This window comes from Streptomyces sp. NPDC058001 (assembly GCF_042886315.1).
GTDB lineage: Bacteria > Actinomycetota > Actinomycetes > Streptomycetales > Streptomycetaceae > Streptomyces.
This window is the reverse complement of the sequence record NZ_JBHVQT010000004.1, coordinates 221,987-236,911: the sequence shown is the minus strand read 5'-3', so window position 1 is coordinate 236,911 and position 14,925 is coordinate 221,987. Positions and strand designations below refer to the sequence as shown.

At 70.6% G+C, this 14,925-nt stretch carries 11 protein-coding genes; 9 read left to right on the top strand and 2 right to left on the bottom strand.

The window, feature by feature from the left end; genetic code table 11:
• The first annotated feature begins 311 nt into the window (after positions 1-311).
• The 7 genes from ACFVT5_RS10840 (at position 312) to ACFVT5_RS10810 (ending at position 9,711) form a co-directional block, all read left to right on the top strand.
• Positions 312-2,504, top strand: coding sequence for a beta-ketoacyl synthase N-terminal-like domain-containing protein (locus ACFVT5_RS10840; protein WP_389884177.1), 2,193 nt, complete (start codon positions 312-314; stop codon positions 2,502-2,504).
• The gene (locus tag ACFVT5_RS10835; RefSeq protein WP_389884174.1) at positions 2,501-4,123 is read left to right on the top strand and encodes an amino acid adenylation domain-containing protein; all 1,623 of its coding nucleotides are present in this window, start codon (positions 2,501-2,503) and stop codon (positions 4,121-4,123) included. The genes ACFVT5_RS10840 and ACFVT5_RS10835 overlap by 4 nt, the downstream gene beginning before the upstream one ends.
• Before the next feature lie 85 nt (positions 4,124-4,208).
• Positions 4,209-5,393, top strand: coding sequence for an NAD(P)/FAD-dependent oxidoreductase (locus ACFVT5_RS10830; RefSeq protein ID WP_389884172.1), 1,185 nt, complete (start codon positions 4,209-4,211; stop codon positions 5,391-5,393).
• A 249-nt stretch (positions 5,394-5,642) separates the two neighbouring features.
• Entirely contained in the window at positions 5,643-8,306 is a 2,664-nt protein-coding gene (locus tag ACFVT5_RS10825; protein ID WP_389884169.1) for a nitrate- and nitrite sensing domain-containing protein, read from the top strand.
• A gap of 20 nt (positions 8,307-8,326) precedes the next feature.
• Complete coding sequence (locus ACFVT5_RS10820; RefSeq protein ID WP_389884166.1) at positions 8,327-8,758, top strand: roadblock/LC7 domain-containing protein; 432 nt, start codon at positions 8,327-8,329, stop codon at positions 8,756-8,758.
• Entirely contained in the window at positions 8,751-9,131 is a 381-nt protein-coding gene (locus tag ACFVT5_RS10815) for a DUF742 domain-containing protein (protein WP_389884163.1), read from the top strand. Before ACFVT5_RS10820 ends, ACFVT5_RS10815 begins: the two co-directional genes overlap by 8 nt.
• A complete protein-coding gene (locus ACFVT5_RS10810) occupies positions 9,112-9,711 on the top strand; it encodes an ATP/GTP-binding protein (RefSeq protein WP_389884161.1) in 600 nt (199 codons plus the stop codon). The genes ACFVT5_RS10815 and ACFVT5_RS10810 overlap by 20 nt, the downstream gene beginning before the upstream one ends.
• A gap of 54 nt (positions 9,712-9,765) precedes the next feature.
• On the opposite strand, the gene ACFVT5_RS10805 is transcribed toward ACFVT5_RS10810, so the two are convergent.
• Complete coding sequence (locus ACFVT5_RS10805) at positions 9,766-10,320, bottom strand: hypothetical protein (protein ID WP_389884159.1); 555 nt, start codon at positions 10,318-10,320, stop codon at positions 9,766-9,768.
• 245 nt (positions 10,321-10,565) lie between these two features.
• Entirely contained in the window at positions 10,566-11,252 is a 687-nt protein-coding gene (locus ACFVT5_RS10800) for a hypothetical protein (RefSeq protein WP_389884156.1), read from the bottom strand.
• A gap of 173 nt (positions 11,253-11,425) precedes the next feature.
• Here ACFVT5_RS10800 and ACFVT5_RS10795 point away from each other — a divergent pair, with 173 nt between their 5' ends.
• Positions 11,426-12,661, top strand: coding sequence for a HupE/UreJ family protein (locus ACFVT5_RS10795; RefSeq protein WP_389884153.1), 1,236 nt, complete (start codon positions 11,426-11,428; stop codon positions 12,659-12,661).
• 139 nt (positions 12,662-12,800) lie between these two features.
• Positions 12,801-14,783 carry a fibronectin type III domain-containing protein gene (locus ACFVT5_RS10790; RefSeq protein ID WP_389884150.1) on the top strand — a complete coding sequence of 661 codons (1,983 nt, stop codon included), beginning with the start codon at positions 12,801-12,803 and terminating at the stop codon, positions 14,781-14,783.
• Positions 14,784-14,925 lie beyond the last annotated feature (142 nt).

Here is a 14,925-nt window from a genome sequence, read left to right as displayed (position 1 = left end):
GTTGCCCCTGGCACTGGCCGTGCGTCGGGTGACGGCGGCACATTCCGCTCCGTGCGGTCTCCGCGCGTCGACCACCCCGCCGCCTTACGTCCCCGGCGCGTTCCCGCCGGTCGGTGAGGCGCCCGTAGCCCATGCCGTGTCCCCCACCACGATGATGCGAACTCGTCCGTCTGGAACCGGGAGGCTCTCAGCGGCATTGCGGCGTTTCCGCCGTTCCGGAAGCCTTCCCTCCGTCGCCCACGAAGCGCTGCGGAGCAAGTGAACTGCGCCATCGCACAGGGACATCGGCGAAGCATCGAAGGAGAGTTGTGATGAACAGGTCGGACGTGGACGCACGGTCGGTGGCAGTGATCGGCATGGCATGCCGGCTCCCCGGCGCGTCGGGGACCGACGAGCTGTGGGACCTGCTGCGGGACGGTGTGGACGCCACCAGCGAGACACCACCTGAACGCTATGACGCGCAGGCGTTGTACGCGCAGCGGACCGGACCCGGCACCCGCCCGGTACCCGGCAGGATCGCCTCCCGCCGCGCCGGATACCTGAAGGACGCCGCCGATTTCGACGCCGAGTTCTTCGGCATGTCGGCGACGGAGGCCGTCGAACTCGATCCGCAGCAGCGCCTGTTGCTGATGACGGCGTGGGAGGCCCTGGAGGACGCGGGCCACCGCCCCGACGAACTCGCGGGCAGCCGCAGCGCCGTGTACGTCGGCAACGCCCGCGCCGACTATCTGGAGATCCGCTTCCGCGAGGGCCTGGACACCGTCACGCCCTCGCAGTTCAACAACTTCCGCTCCCTGCTGCCCGCCCGGCTCTCCCATGTCTTCGACCTCCGCGGGCCCAGCGTCCTGGTCGACACGGCCTGCTCGTCGTCGCTGGTCGCCGTGCACAACGCGGTGCAGAGCCTGCGCGCAGGAGAGAGCCCCCTGGCGATCGCGGCGGGCGTGAATCTCACCCTCCGGCCCGACGAGGGCGTCATGATGTCGCAGGCCGGGGGCCTGGCCGGGGACGGCCGCAGCAAGTTCGGCGACGCGGACGCCGACGGCCACGCCCCCAGCGACGCGGTCGGGGTCGTCGTCCTCAAACGGCTCTCCGACGCGCTCGCCGACGGCGACCGCATCCGCGCCGTCATCCAGGGCAGCGCGATCGGCAACGACGGCCGCACCAGCGACTCCGTACTCAACCCGTCGCTCGACGGCCAGATCGAGGTGCTGCGCTGGGCATACGAGGACGCCGGGGCCAGCCCCGCCGACGTCGACTTCGTGGAGGCGCACGGCGCCGGATCCCCCACGCTCGACCCGCTGGAGATCACCGCGCTCGGCGAAGTCCTCGGCGCCGGACGCCCGTTCGACCGGCCGCTGCTCGTCGGGTCCGTCAAGACCAACATCGGGCACGCGGAGGCCGCCGGCGGTATGGCCGGTCTGATCAAGGCCGTGCTCTGCCTCGAACACGGCCAGGTCCCGCCGAGTCTGCACCTCAACTCCCCGCACCCCAAGGTCGCCTGGGACCAACTGCCCGTGGAGATCCCCGGCAAGCTCCAGGACCTGCCCGACCGCGGCCGGCCCGTCCTCGCCGGCATCTCGGGCCAGGGCTCCTCCGCCCTCAACGCCCATGTGGTGATCCGGCAGGCCGAAAGGACCCGTCCCCGTCACCTCGCCGCCGCGTCGGACGGCACGGTGTACGTGCTCGCGCTGTCCGCCCGTACCCCCGACGCCCTGGCCGCACTGGTCCGGTCCTACACCACCCATCTGCGCCCCGGAGGCGCGGGCAGCGCCCACACGCTGCGCGACGTCTGCTTCAGCGCCCTGACCCGCCGCCAGCACCACGCGCACCGCATGGCGGTCGCGGGGGCGAGTCACGAGGAGGTCGTGTGGGCGCTGCACGGCGGCGCACCCTCCGCGCGCGCCGTCGCGAAACCGGAGCTGACCGCCGCCCTCGACGTCTACCGGTCCGGCGGCGACCTCTCCTGGACCGACCTGTTCGGGCCGCCCGGACAGTACGTCCCGCTCCCCGGCTACCCCTGGCAGACCCAGCGGTACTGGCACGGCGAGGCCCGCGAGGACGACGGCGACGACGGTGACCTGGTCGCCCAGGTGCTGCGCGAGCACGCCCGCAGCCCGTACCACGACGACTCGCTCCTCAACGACATCGGCATCGACTCACTGGCCCGGCTCCGGCTCATCGTGGAGCTGACCAACAGCACCGGGCAGGAGATCGACCCGGAGGAGATCGGCGGACTGCGCACGGTCGGCGAACTGGGCCGCTGGATCCGGACGCTACAGGCCCCCACGTCCCAGGCCCCTCCGCCCAAGGCCCCCACGTCCCAGGCCCCTCCGCCCAAGGCCCCTGCTCCCAAGGCCCGCGCGTCCAAGTCCGCAGCGTCCAAGTCCGCAGCGTCCAAGCCCGCTGCGTCCAAATCCACCGCGTCCAAGTCGGCTGCGTCCAAATCCGCCGCATCGAAATCCGCCGCGTCCAAGGCCCGTGCGTCCAAGGCCCGCGCGTCATGAGCGAGCCGCAGACCGTCTACGGGTGGTTCGCCCGCTCGGCCGACGCCTTCGCGCACGACTGCACCGCCCTGGAGGTCGACGGGGAGGAACTGACGTACGGCGAACTCCGCGACCTCGCCGAACGGTTGGCGGCCCGGCTGCTCACCGCCGTCGGGAGGGACGGGAGAGAACGGCCCCGGCGGATGGGGCTGCTCGCGAACAGAACGGTCACGGCGTACGCCGGATACCTCGCGATCCTGCGGACCGGGGCGGCCGTCGTCCCGCTCAACCCGGAGCATCCGGCGGCCCGTACGGCGCACATCGCCGAGGCGGCCGGTCTGGACCTGGTCCTCGCCGACTCGCCCGAAGCAGCGACGGAGGAGGGCCTCGGCGTCCCCGTACTCGTCGTGGACGGACCGGAGTTGAAGGCCGTGGCGGCCGACCCGCCGCCACGGCTTCCGCATGTCGAGGCGGGTCCTGACGACGAGGCGTACCTCATCTTCACGTCCGGATCGACCGGTACGCCCAAGGGTGTGCCGGTTCTGCACCGCAATCTGTCGTCCTATCTGGGGCAGTTGGCGGGCCGCTACGACATCGGCCCCGGCAGCCGGCTCTCGCAGACCTTCGAGCTGACCTTCGACGGCTCGGTGCACGACCTGTTCGTCACCTGGGCGTCCGGCGGCACCCTCGTCGTACCCCGGCGCGGCCAGCTCCTCTCACCGGTCAAGACGGTCAACGCGCTGCGGCTCACCCACTGGTTCTCGGTGCCGTCGCTGATCTCCTTCGCGTCCCGTCTCGGCACCCTGAAGCCCGGCAGCATGCCGACGCTGAAATGGAGCATCTTCGGCGGCGAACCCCTGACCCTCGCCCTGGCCGAGGAGTGGCGCACGGCCGCACCGGACTCGGCCCTGGAAGTCCTGTACGGGCCGACCGAACTGACCATCTCCTGCACCGCGTACCGTCTGCCGTCCGACCCGGACGCCTGGCCGGTCACGCCCAACGGGACCGCGCCGATCGGCACCGGCTATCCGACGCTCGACCTCGTCCTGCTCGACGAGGACGGCCGACCGGCCGACACCGGCGAACTCTGCGTACGCGGACCACAGCGCTTCCCCGGCTACCTCGATCCGGCCAACGACGCACGGGCGTTCCTGGCACCGGACGGGCACGCGGCGGTCGCCGGGTCGGTCGTGGGGTCCGCCGCCGGGGCGGAAGCCGGGGCGGCCACGGAGGCTCCCACGGAGGCCCCCACCCCCGTCACCGACCAGCACTGGTACCGCACCGGCGACCGCGTCGCCATGCGGGACGGGCACCTCGTCCACCTCGGGCGGACCGACAGCCAGGTCAAGATCCGCGGCCACCGCATCGAACTCGGCGAGATCGAAGCCGTCCTCAGACAGGCCCCGGGGGTACGGGAGGCGGTCGTCCTCGCCGTACCCGCTCCCGACGGCGAACCGGAACTCCAGGCCGTGGTCGGCGGCACCGACCGGTCCGCCGACGAGCTGTACGAGGCACTCGGCGGCCGACTGCCCCCGTACATGCTGCCCCGCCGGATCGTCACCCTCGAAGAACTGCCGCTCAACTCGAACGGCAAGATCGACCGGCAGACTCTGCTCGCCGAACTCGGGCGCGACCGGTGATGTCCAGAGTCTGAAACGCGGGTCCGAGTCGCCGGTCCGGGTAGCCGGGCCGAGTCGCTGATGTCCATGGTCTGAGAGGTCCCACATGTTCGACGCCATCGTGGTGGGGGCGCGCTGCGCCGGCGCCCCCACCGCCCTGCTGCTCGCCCGCGCGGGATACCGGGTACTCCTGCTCGACCGGGCGGAGTTTCCGTCCGACACCCTCTCCACCCACCTGATCCACCAGCCGGGCGTCGCCGCGCTCGCCCGCTGGGGCCTGTTGGACGCCGTCCACGCCTCGGGCTGCCCGCCGCTGGACCGCGCGGTCTACGAGGTCGCCGACATCCGCCTCGAAGGGTGCGCGCGCGGCGTCGAGGGGCAGCGCGCCGGGTACGCGCCCCGCCGGTACGTCCTGGACAACATCCTGGTCGAGGCCGCCGTCGAGGCCGGCGTCGTCTTCCGCAACCGGTCATCGGTGACCCGGCTGCTGCGCGACGACACCGGACGGGTCACCGGCGTGGAGGGCAGGCGACGCGGCCGGTCCTTCTCCGAGCGGGCCCCGCTGGTCATCGGCGCCGACGGTATGCGCTCCACCGTCGCCCGCCTGGTCCAGGCGCCCTTCACCACCGAGGACCCCCGCCTGACCTGCGCGTACTACACATACTGGGACGAGGTGCCCGCGACCCTCGAACTCTATGAGAAACCAGGCAGTTGGGTCGCCGCCGTCCCCACCAACGACGCGGCGACCCTGGTCCTCGCCTATTTCCCGCAGTCCCGCTTCGAGGAGGTCCGCACCGACGCCCGCCGCGCCTACCTGGAGCAGATCCGCGACACCGCACCCGCCCTCCATGAACGGCTCCAGGGCCGGCGCCCCGTCGAACGGCTGCGGGGCACCGGCGATCAGCAGAACTTCTTCCGGCAGGCGGCGGGCCCCGGTTGGGCCCTGGTCGGCGACGCCGGGCACCACAAGGACTCCATCACCGCACGTGGCATCAGCGATGCCTTCCTCCAGGTGGAGACTCTCGTGGAGCACATCGGGGACCGGCTCCAGGGGGACCCCGGGCTGCTCGACAAGGCGCTCGAAAAGTACGCGTCCGACCGGGACGCCGCCTTGACACCCGGTTACGAGTCCACCCTCTCCGTCGCCCAACTCGCCCCCAACGAACAGCGCCTGTCCCTGCTGCGCGCCGTGCAGACGGACACCGATCTCACCGCGATCTACTTCGACATGGTCGCCGGGATCTCGACGGCCAGCGCCCTCTACACCCCCCGTCTCCTGGCACTTCTCTGACCGGAGGCCCCAAGATCCCCCGGGTTCCGTGCCTATGGCAGGATGCGAAACGGACCCGGGGGTTCGGCCCTGTGGGCCCTGGGACGGGAGCCGTCAACGGGTGCTGACGATGCGGCAGTGACCCTGATACGGTTCGCACAGCGCCGACCTGCGATGACGGTCAGTCAACTTGCCGCGCGCGGGGGAAAGTTGGGCATTCCGCACCATCCCCTACCGCCACCAGTTTTTCGCTGCCGTACGAGGAATCAGATGCCAGGCTCCCGCGACCGGCGGACAACTCATCGGTCCGCCTCTCGCAGATCTCTCCGGTTCTCGTTCGTCCTGCCGTTCGTCGTCCCCGCACTCCTGCTCACCGGACTGTGGGGCTATACGGCGGCCGGACTCCTGGACGAGCAGAGCCGGTTGCGCGCCGACATGGATCGCGCGTCATCGGCGGGCCGGCCCGCCGAGGCCGTCATGTCCCGCCTCCAGGACGAGCGGCGCCTTACCGCCGCCTGGCAGGCCGCCCGCAACAGCTCCGCCCGCACCGCGCTCGACAGCGCGCGCGACGCGACCGACACCGCGGTCGAGGAGTTCGACCGCACCTCACCCGCCGGCCTGGACACCACCACGCTCAAGAGCCGCGGCCGGGCACTCAACGACGCCCTGGACACGCTGTCCGAGCGCCGCGACGCCGTAGACAAGCGGACGCTTTCGGCCACCGAGACCTTCGACTGGTTCACGGAGACCGTCGCCCACGGGCAGGCGCTGCTCACCACCGCCACCCGCACCAACGACGGACCCCTGTCGCGGACCGCGTTCGCGGCGACCTCCCTGGCCCAGCTCACGGAGATGTTCTCGCGCGAGGACGCCCTGCTCGCCGGGGCCCTGCCGGCCGACCGGATCGACACCGCGGCCCGCGCCCGCTTCGGCCAGTACGTCGCCGTGCAGCGCGATGTCCGCGCGACCCTGGACGCCCGGGGCCTGCCCGCGGGCCGGGCCGCCGCGTTCGACCGGGTCACCGGCGGCGCCGAGTGGTCCTCCGTCGCCTCGATCGAGGACGCCGTGTCCACGGGCGGCGGTACCGGTCTGCCGGGTGACGCCAAGGACTGGCCGAACGCCGCCGAGACCGTCGTGGACGATCTGCGCGCCCTCGGCGCCGGCTCCCTCGACGACCTCACCGGCAGCGGCTCGGACCGCGTCAACAACCTGCTCATCGGCCTGATCCTGAGCACGGTCGCCACCCTCGCGTTCCTGGCCGGCGGCGCGTTCCTCGCACTGCGCCTCCAGCGCTCGGTACTCGGCCGGCTCGCCACGCTGCACCGCAAGACGGAGGAGCTGGGCACCGACCGGCTGCCCCAGCTGCTCGCCCGCCTGGAGCGCGGCGAACGCGTCGAACCGACCGTCATGCCGGCCGAACGGCCGCGTGAGGGCGACGAGATGGAACGCATCGGCGCCGCCGTCGACCAGCTCGGCCGCGTCGTGCAGGACGCCGTCGTCCACCAGTCCCGGGGCCGCGAGGGCACCGAGAAGGTGTTCGCGCAGCTCATCCGGCGCACCCAGATCCTGATCCACCGCCTCATCTCGCTCCTGGACGACCTGGAGCGCAAGCACGAGGACTCCGACCTGCTGAAGGACATCTTCAAGGTCGACCACCTGGCCACCCGGGTACGGCGCCACTCGGAGAACCTGGTGATCCTCAGCGGATCCCCGCCGAGCCGCCGGATGACCCAGCCGGTGCCGATCACCGACGTGATGCGCAGCGCCGTCGCTGAGACCGAGCAGTACACCCGCGTCAAGGTGAAGAACCTGCCCGTGGACCGGCAGTTGTCCCTCACCGGCCGTGCCGTCGCCGACGTCACCCACCTGGTCGCCGAACTCATCGAGAACGGCACCAGCTTCTCGCCGCCCGACACCCAGGTGTACGTCAGCGCGACCCGGGTCGCCAAGGGCCTCGCCCTGCATGTCGAGGACCACGGCCTCGGTATGCCCGAGGACATGCGCGCCCGCGCCAACCATCTGCTCGCCCACCCGCCGAAGCTCGACATGGTGACCCTGGGCGAGGACCCGCGCCTCGGTCACTTCGTGGTGGCGCGGCTCGCGGACCGCCACAAGATCAAGGTGGAGCTGCGCGAGTCCGTGTACGGCGGCACCCTCGCGATCGTCCTGCTGCCGCAGGCCCTCCTGGAGGAGCACGAGTCCCCGGTGCTCGACCAGTTGAGGTCGGCCGCCGCGAACGCGAACCGGGCGATCGGTACGGTCGACGACCTCGACGGCATCAGCGCCTCGGGGGTCACGAGTGTCACGTCGGGCAGCGGTGTCCTGGCGGGGGCGGGCGCCCTGGTCGGCGCCGACGCCCTGGCCGGCGCGGGTCTCGCGGGCGGCGCCGGTCTCACCGGCGGCACCACGCACGTGAAGCTCCCCGACCACAGCGGCTTCCCCGAGTACGGAGGTGCAGGTCTGTTGCCGGCTGCGTCAGGTCACACGGCCTCTCCGGCACCCGTGCCGGAGGAGTGGACGCCCGCGTCAGGGCATCCCGCATCCCGGGAGCACCCCGCTCCCCACGTGTATCCCGCCGAAGGCGGGGCCACGCACACGTATCCCGGCCCGGACAGCGGGCAGACACGCGCCGACGCCGGGAGAGGACGACCCGCTCCCGGCCAGGCCGACGACGCCCCTCAGCGGCTCACGACCCCGCGGGTGCTGCCCCAGCGGACCCGGGGAGCGAGCCTCGCGCAGCAACTGCGCAAGGAGGCGGCGGAAGCACCACCGGCACGGCAGGACAGCGACGGCGACACCGGACTCTCCCCCGATCTGTCGGCCCGCGCGATGACCGCCATCCAGCAGGGGCTGCAGCGCGCCCGGATCTCCGAGGTCGACGATTCGACCGGTATGGACGGTCAGGCGGAGTCGCGCGGCCCCGGCGCCAACTAACTGTGAGGGAACAATCAGCAATGACTGAGCAGGTACAACCCGCTGCCCAGCTGGACTGGCTCCTGGACGGACTGGTGGACCGGATTCCGGAGATCCGCTGTGCCGTCGTCCTGTCCGGGGACGGTCTCCTCATCGGCAAGTCCAAGGAACTCGGGCGTGACGACGCGGAGCACCTCTCCGCCGTCGGCTCGGGCATGCACAGTCTCGCCCGGGGTGCCGCGCGGCACTTCAGGGGCGGCGAGGTGCAGCAGACCGTGATCCAGATGGAGAAGGCGTTCCTCTTCGTCACCGCGGCCGGCCGAGGGGCACGCCTGGCCGCGATCGCGTCCGAGGAGGTCGACGTCGGGATGATGGCGTTCGAGATGGGCACACTGGTGAAGCAGGTGGGCAAGTTCCTCAGCGCCGCGCCCCGCGTGCAGTCACCCGCCGGGGGTCACTTCCCGGATGCCTGACCAGCGGTGGACCGACGACGATGGTGAGGAGGCCGGGCGCCATGTCCGGCCGTACGCCATCACCGGCGGCCGTACCCGCCACAGTCAGCACAGCTTCACGCTGATCACGTTGGTCGTCGCACTGTCTCCCGACGAGGTCGACCACGAACCCTTACAACCGGAGTCGGCTTTCATCCTGGAGCTGTGCCGGGAGCGTGCGGTGGCGGTCGCCGAGATCGCCGCGCATCTCGATCTGCCGGTCAGTGTGGTGAAGGTGCTCTGCGGGGACCTGCTGCACGCCTCGCTGATCCTGGTCACGGCGCCGCCCTCACAGATGGACAGACCGAGCGTGGAACTCATCGAAAGGGTGATGGATGGTATCCGTCAGCTCTGAGCCGATTTTGCCGACCGCGTTGAAGATCCTCATCGCGGGCGGGTTCGGCGTGGGCAAGACCACCATGGTGGGGGCGGTGAGCGAGGTGCCCCCGCTGGAGACCGAGGAACGCATCACCGAGATGAGCCTCGGCATAGACGACCTCGCGGGGGTCCCGGGCAAGGCGTCGACGACCGTCGCCATGGACTTCGGCCGTATCACCATCTCGCCGGAACTGGTGCTCTATCTGTTCGGGACCCCCGGACAGGACCGCTTCTGGTTCATGTGGGACGACCTGGCGCTCGGGGCGCTCGGCGCGATCGTCCTCGCGGACACCCGCCGCCTGGACGCGTCGTTCGCCTCGGTGGACTTCTTCGAGGCCCGCGAGATCCCCTTCGCCGTCGGCGTCAACTGCTTCGACGGCCGCCGGGAGTGCACCAGCCAGCAGGTACGCGAGGCACTCGCCCTCGACCCGTCGACCCCGGTCATCCTGTGCGACGTCCGGGACCGCGCCTCCAGCAAGGCGGTACTCCTCGCAGTCCTGGAGGCAGCCCGCGCCCAGGCATCGGCCCGAATGGCGATGGCGGGACGCCCGTACTGACCGCCCTGACCGAGCGCGTTCAGCCCGGTCGGCGCGGTCGGCGGTTGGCGGTTCTCAGTCGAGGAAGTAGGACCAGAACGGGATCGTGGGGTACGGATGGTCCTCGGGCGGCGGTACCGGGTGGCCGAACTCATGGCGGAAGTAGTCGGCCAGATCGGTGCCGTAGTAAATGATGTCCGTCTGGTGCATCGACAGGACCGGGGTTCCGGTTCGCTCCGGATCGGCCAACAGGTACCTGTGCGAGAAGACCGGCACCATCGTGGGGACCAGCGCCAGGTACCCGCGGGCCATGTCCAACGCGTCCCGCGTGTCCGTCGGCCGTGGCTCCCAGTCCGGGTGCCAGAAGCGCGCGTGTTCTACGTCGAAGAGCACGCCGTCCACGGGCCAGGCCAGTCGCGCCGCCAGGTTCTCCGGGTCGCCGTCGCGCCAATCGGGCCAGGCGCTCCCGACCGGCAGACCTTCACCGAGGAGCGTTCGGTGCTCCGGTGCGAACCGGAACTCCCAGCGCTCCTCGACCCGTTCGAGCTCCAGCGCGCTCATCCCTCGCTCGATCTCGGTACCGGCACTGAGCATGCCCAGCAACGCACGGGCACCCTCCGGGGTCAGCACGGGTCTCCGCTGGTACTCAACGGCCAAAGAAAGTCCGGCTCTTGCCTGGTCGCGGCTTCCTGGTCCCTGCGGAACGCGTCCAGGGAGATCGCGGGGGCCGTGCGGGACCGGGTCGCGAACTCGTGGCGTGGGACGAAGCGTCGGCGGATGATCTCGGGCTGTGCGGGCATGCGCCCACCGTAGCCGTCGCGGGAGACCCGGTGCTGTTGTCGGGCGCCCCGGCCGGTGGGGGCCGTTCAGTCGGGTCAGGTGGGTGTGTCGAGGCTGATCACGAGGCCCGTCAAATCGTTGAGTACGGCCGCGACCCCCGCCCGTATCGCCGCCGTGCAGCGTTCGGGGGTGAAGGAGTTCTCGTCGTACGGTGATGACGTGTCGAGTCCTTCGCCGCGGAAGGACGCTCCGGGCCAGTTGACGGACGTGACGTTGTGGGTGGGTTCGGCCAACTCGGCGCCTACGACGAGGAATTGCTGGGAGAGATGGTTCGGGGTGACCATCGCCAGCGGGTCGATGAGGGCGTCGCCGGCGCTCACGATGAGGTCCGGTTTCATGTCCATGGCCCGGGTGATGCCGGGGATCAGGTCGGACGGGCCGTCGGGGACCACCGTTCTGAGGTCGACGTGTTCGTCACCGGCCCAGTCCCTCACCGCCTTCACCAGCGCCTTGGTCGTGCGGTCGTCCCCCTCGGTGAGCAGGACCACGCGGTAGTCCTTGGAGGGGCGGATGCCGTTCCAGGAGCCGGGCCGGGGGGTCAGGGTCGCCTCCGGCGTGGGCGGTGAGGAGGGGTCGACGAACCCGGGGCCGAGGGTGCCGAGGGCGCTCGGCTCGGGGTGCGGCCCCGACCAGTCGTCGCCGGAACCGCATCCGGTGACCAGGGCGGCGGCGAGGGCGATGGCCGGTGCCAGTACGGCCACGGCGCGAAGCGGGGGACGCAAGGCGATCGACCTCCGGGTGGTAAGGGCAAGTGCGTCCGAATTCTGCACGCCCGGATCCGGTGATTCGCCTCCATGGCCCGGGTCCGCACTCTTGTTGTTCAACGGTTCGCCGACCGGCCGGGGACCGTTCACCCGTGACATGCAGCGTGCACTCGCTACCCGAAGGAGTCACCATGTCACCACCCTTCCGCCGCATTCTCATAGGACTCACCGCGGCGGTGACCGCTCTGCTCGGCACCCTCCTGGGCACCGCGCCCCAGGCGTCCGCCCACGGCTTCACCTCGACCGTGTACGCCACCGTCACCGCCGACGAAGGCGGCCGTACACGCACCGTCCTGGAGCTGGAGTACGACCTCCTCGTCGTGTCCGCCGCCGACGCCGAGAAGAACGACCCCCTGTTCCGGTCGGGGACCGCCGCGTTCGAGTCCGGTGACACCACCGAGCAGGCCGCCGCGCTCAACGCCCACGCGGAGTCGGCCGTCCGGTACGTCACGCAACGCTTCTCGGTCACCGCCGGCGGCAAACCCTGCGCCCCGACGCGCACCGGCGACCTCACGATGGGCCGCCAACAGGACGTCCCGTACGCCGAACTGACCCTCGACTGGGCCTGCCCCGAGGCAGCCGACGAGGTACGCGGCGGGCTGTTCCCCGACGCCGAGGGCTATGTCAAGGGCACCAAGACGATCGTCACGTACGACATCGACGGCCGCTCGGGCAGCGCCGCGCTCGACGCGGGGCATCCGTCGTTCTCGATCGGTCAGTCCTGGTACGAGCGTTTCTGGGAGTTCTTCCGGCTGGGCGGCGAACATCTGCTGGGCGGGATCGACCACATCCTGTTCCTGCTCGCGCTGATCGCCGGATCGCGACGGCTGCGGGAGATCGTGCTCGCGGCCACGAGTTTCACGCTCGCGCACTCGGTGACGTTCCTGCTGGCCGCGCTGGGTCTGGTGGAGGTGCCGGACAGGGTCGTGGAGCCGATCATCGCGCTGTCGATCGCGGTGGTCGCGGGCTGGTATCTGTGGCGGATCCGGCGGGGCACAGGTGACTCCGGCGACTCCGGTGACTCCGTGGACCTTTCGGTGGCGGGGCGGCGCGGGCACTTCGGCCTCGACCGGGCCGGCTGGACCCGACTCGTCGTCGTGTTCTGCTTCGGCCTCGTCCACGGCCTGGGCTTCGCGGGCGCGCTGGGCATCCACGAGGCATGGTCATGGACCCTGCTCTGGTCGCTGCTGGTGTTCAACGTCGGTATCGAGACCGTGCAGTTGGCGATCATCGCGATCGTCTTCCCGCTGCTCGCCCTGCTGCGGCGCCGCGCGCCGAGGGCCGCACTCTGGGCGACGGGCACGGTGTCGGCGGGCGTCGCCGCCATGGGTTTGCTCTGGTTCGTCCAACGCGTGCTCGGTGTCTGAAATCTTTCCGTCCGAAACTCGCCCAGGTCTCCCGGGAAGTTCAGCCCACGCCGACATCGCATTGGTCGCCGGTTAACCAAGTGAAGAGAGCGTGAGGATCTCCATTCCGCGCACCTCTGTGCACAAAGGAACGAAACAGATGAATCTCAGACCCTCGACACAGGCCCCCGGGCCTGTGCGGCGCCGCGTGGCCAGGGGGGCCGCCGTGGCGTTCCTGGGCTTGGCCGTCGCCTTCGGCAGCGGCCTGTCATCCCCCGCGGGTGCCGCCGAGCCCACCGCGCTCACCGGCATCATCCTGGGCGTGGGCGCCAACGAGACCCAGCGCACGGTGACCTGGTACTCCTCGGACGACACCGCCCAGAAGATCCAGCTCGTCCCGACCGCGCAGCTGGCCGACGGCGCGTTCCCGGCCGGCGCCACCACCTTCGACGCCATCGGCGGGGCGAACATCGCCACCAGCGGCGGCTTCAACCGGCACGCCACGATGACCGGCCTGAAGGAGAACACGGCCTACTCGTACCGTGTCGGCACCGACGGCGCCTGGTCGTCGACGTACTCCTTCAAGACGCAGGACTTCGAAGGCGACTACGACTTCCTGTTCTACGGCGACCCGCAGATCGGCTCGTCCGGCAACATCGCGAAGGACCAGGCGGGTTGGCAGGACACCCTGGACGTGTCGCTCGGCGCCAACCCGAACGCCGAACTGCTCGTGTCCGGCGGCGACCAGGTCGAGACCGCCAACACCGAGTCGCAGTGGAACGCCTTCCTGGCGCCCGACAAGCTGCGCCAGTACCCGTGGGCGGCCACCATCGGCAACCACGACGTCGGCGGCAAGGCGTACGAGCAGCACCTCTACACGCCGAACACCGACCGCTCGGCGCCCCTGTACTCGAACGGCAACCCGGCGGGCAACACGTCGGGCGGCAACTACTGGTACATCTACAAGGACACGCTGTTCATCGACCTGAACAGCAACAGCTACGCCACCTCGCAGGGCGGCGGCGGTGACGCGGCGCACGTCAACTACGTGACCGACATCATCAACAAGCACGGCTCCGAGGCCAAGTGGAAGGTACTCGTCTACCACCACGCGATCTACTCGCCGGCCGCCCACGCCAAGGACAGCGACGCCAAGGTGCGCCGCGTCGACTTCCCGACGACCTTCTCCAAGCTGGGCGTCGACCTGGTCCTCCAGGGCCACGACCACAGCTACTCCCGTAGCTACGCGATCAAGAACGGCGAGAAGGCGAACCCGGACGAGCAGCCCGGCGCGGCGGATGTGTACCCCGGCCCCGGCGGTGTGCTCTACGTGACGTCCAACTCGGCGTCCGGCTCGAAGTACTACGACATCACCAAGCCGGACAGCAGCGGTACGAGCGGCACGGGCAACGGTGCCGACCCGCTGAACCCGGACAGCTACTGGTACAACTCGTCCCAGAACCAGGAGCACGTCCGCTCCTACGTCAAGGTCGGCGTACGCAACGACAAGCTCGTCGTCGAGAACCTCCGCAGCGGCACCTGCGCGGCGCCCAACGCGGCCGTCGAGCTGGGCCAGGTCAAGTGCGTCAACACCCCCGAGGGCCAGCCGGTCGGCTCGATCACCGACAAGGTCTCGGTGCACCCGTACCACGGTGACGGCCAGGACCTCCAGGTGAACGTTCCGACCGCCGCTCCGGGCGAGTTCGGCTGGACCATCGACGGCTACAACGGCCTCGTGGACCTCGGTACCGCCAAGGAACAGTCCAGCGGCGACTACTTCCAGGCGGCCGGCCAGATCAACCCGATCCTCGTGTCGGACAGCCGCCGTTCGCTCGCCCCGTGGTCGATCTCGGCGAGCGTCGGTGACTTCAAGGACGCCGACAAGAAGTTCTCCGGTGCCTACCTCGGCTGGAACCCGCTCATCCTCCAGGACGGCGCGGGCGCCAAGGCCAGCGGCCAGGTGGTCTCCGGCTACGACGACAACGGCGCCGGTCTGTCCGTGTCGCGCGGCCTCGGCTGGGCGGACCAGGGCCACGCCAAGGGCAAGGCCAAGCTGGGCGCCGACCTGGATCTGAAGATCCCGGGCAGCGTCGACAAGGGCGCCTACCGCGCCACGCTCACGATCACTGCCCTGAGCAGCTGACCGTACCCATCGGGTGGGGTGGGGGGCGGGGGGGGGCCCCCCCCCCCGGGCAAAAAGGACAAACACAGTACACGCCCCCCCCCCCCCCCCACCCCCCCCCAAACCCCCCCGGGCGGGACCCCACCCCCAGCCCCCCGGAGGG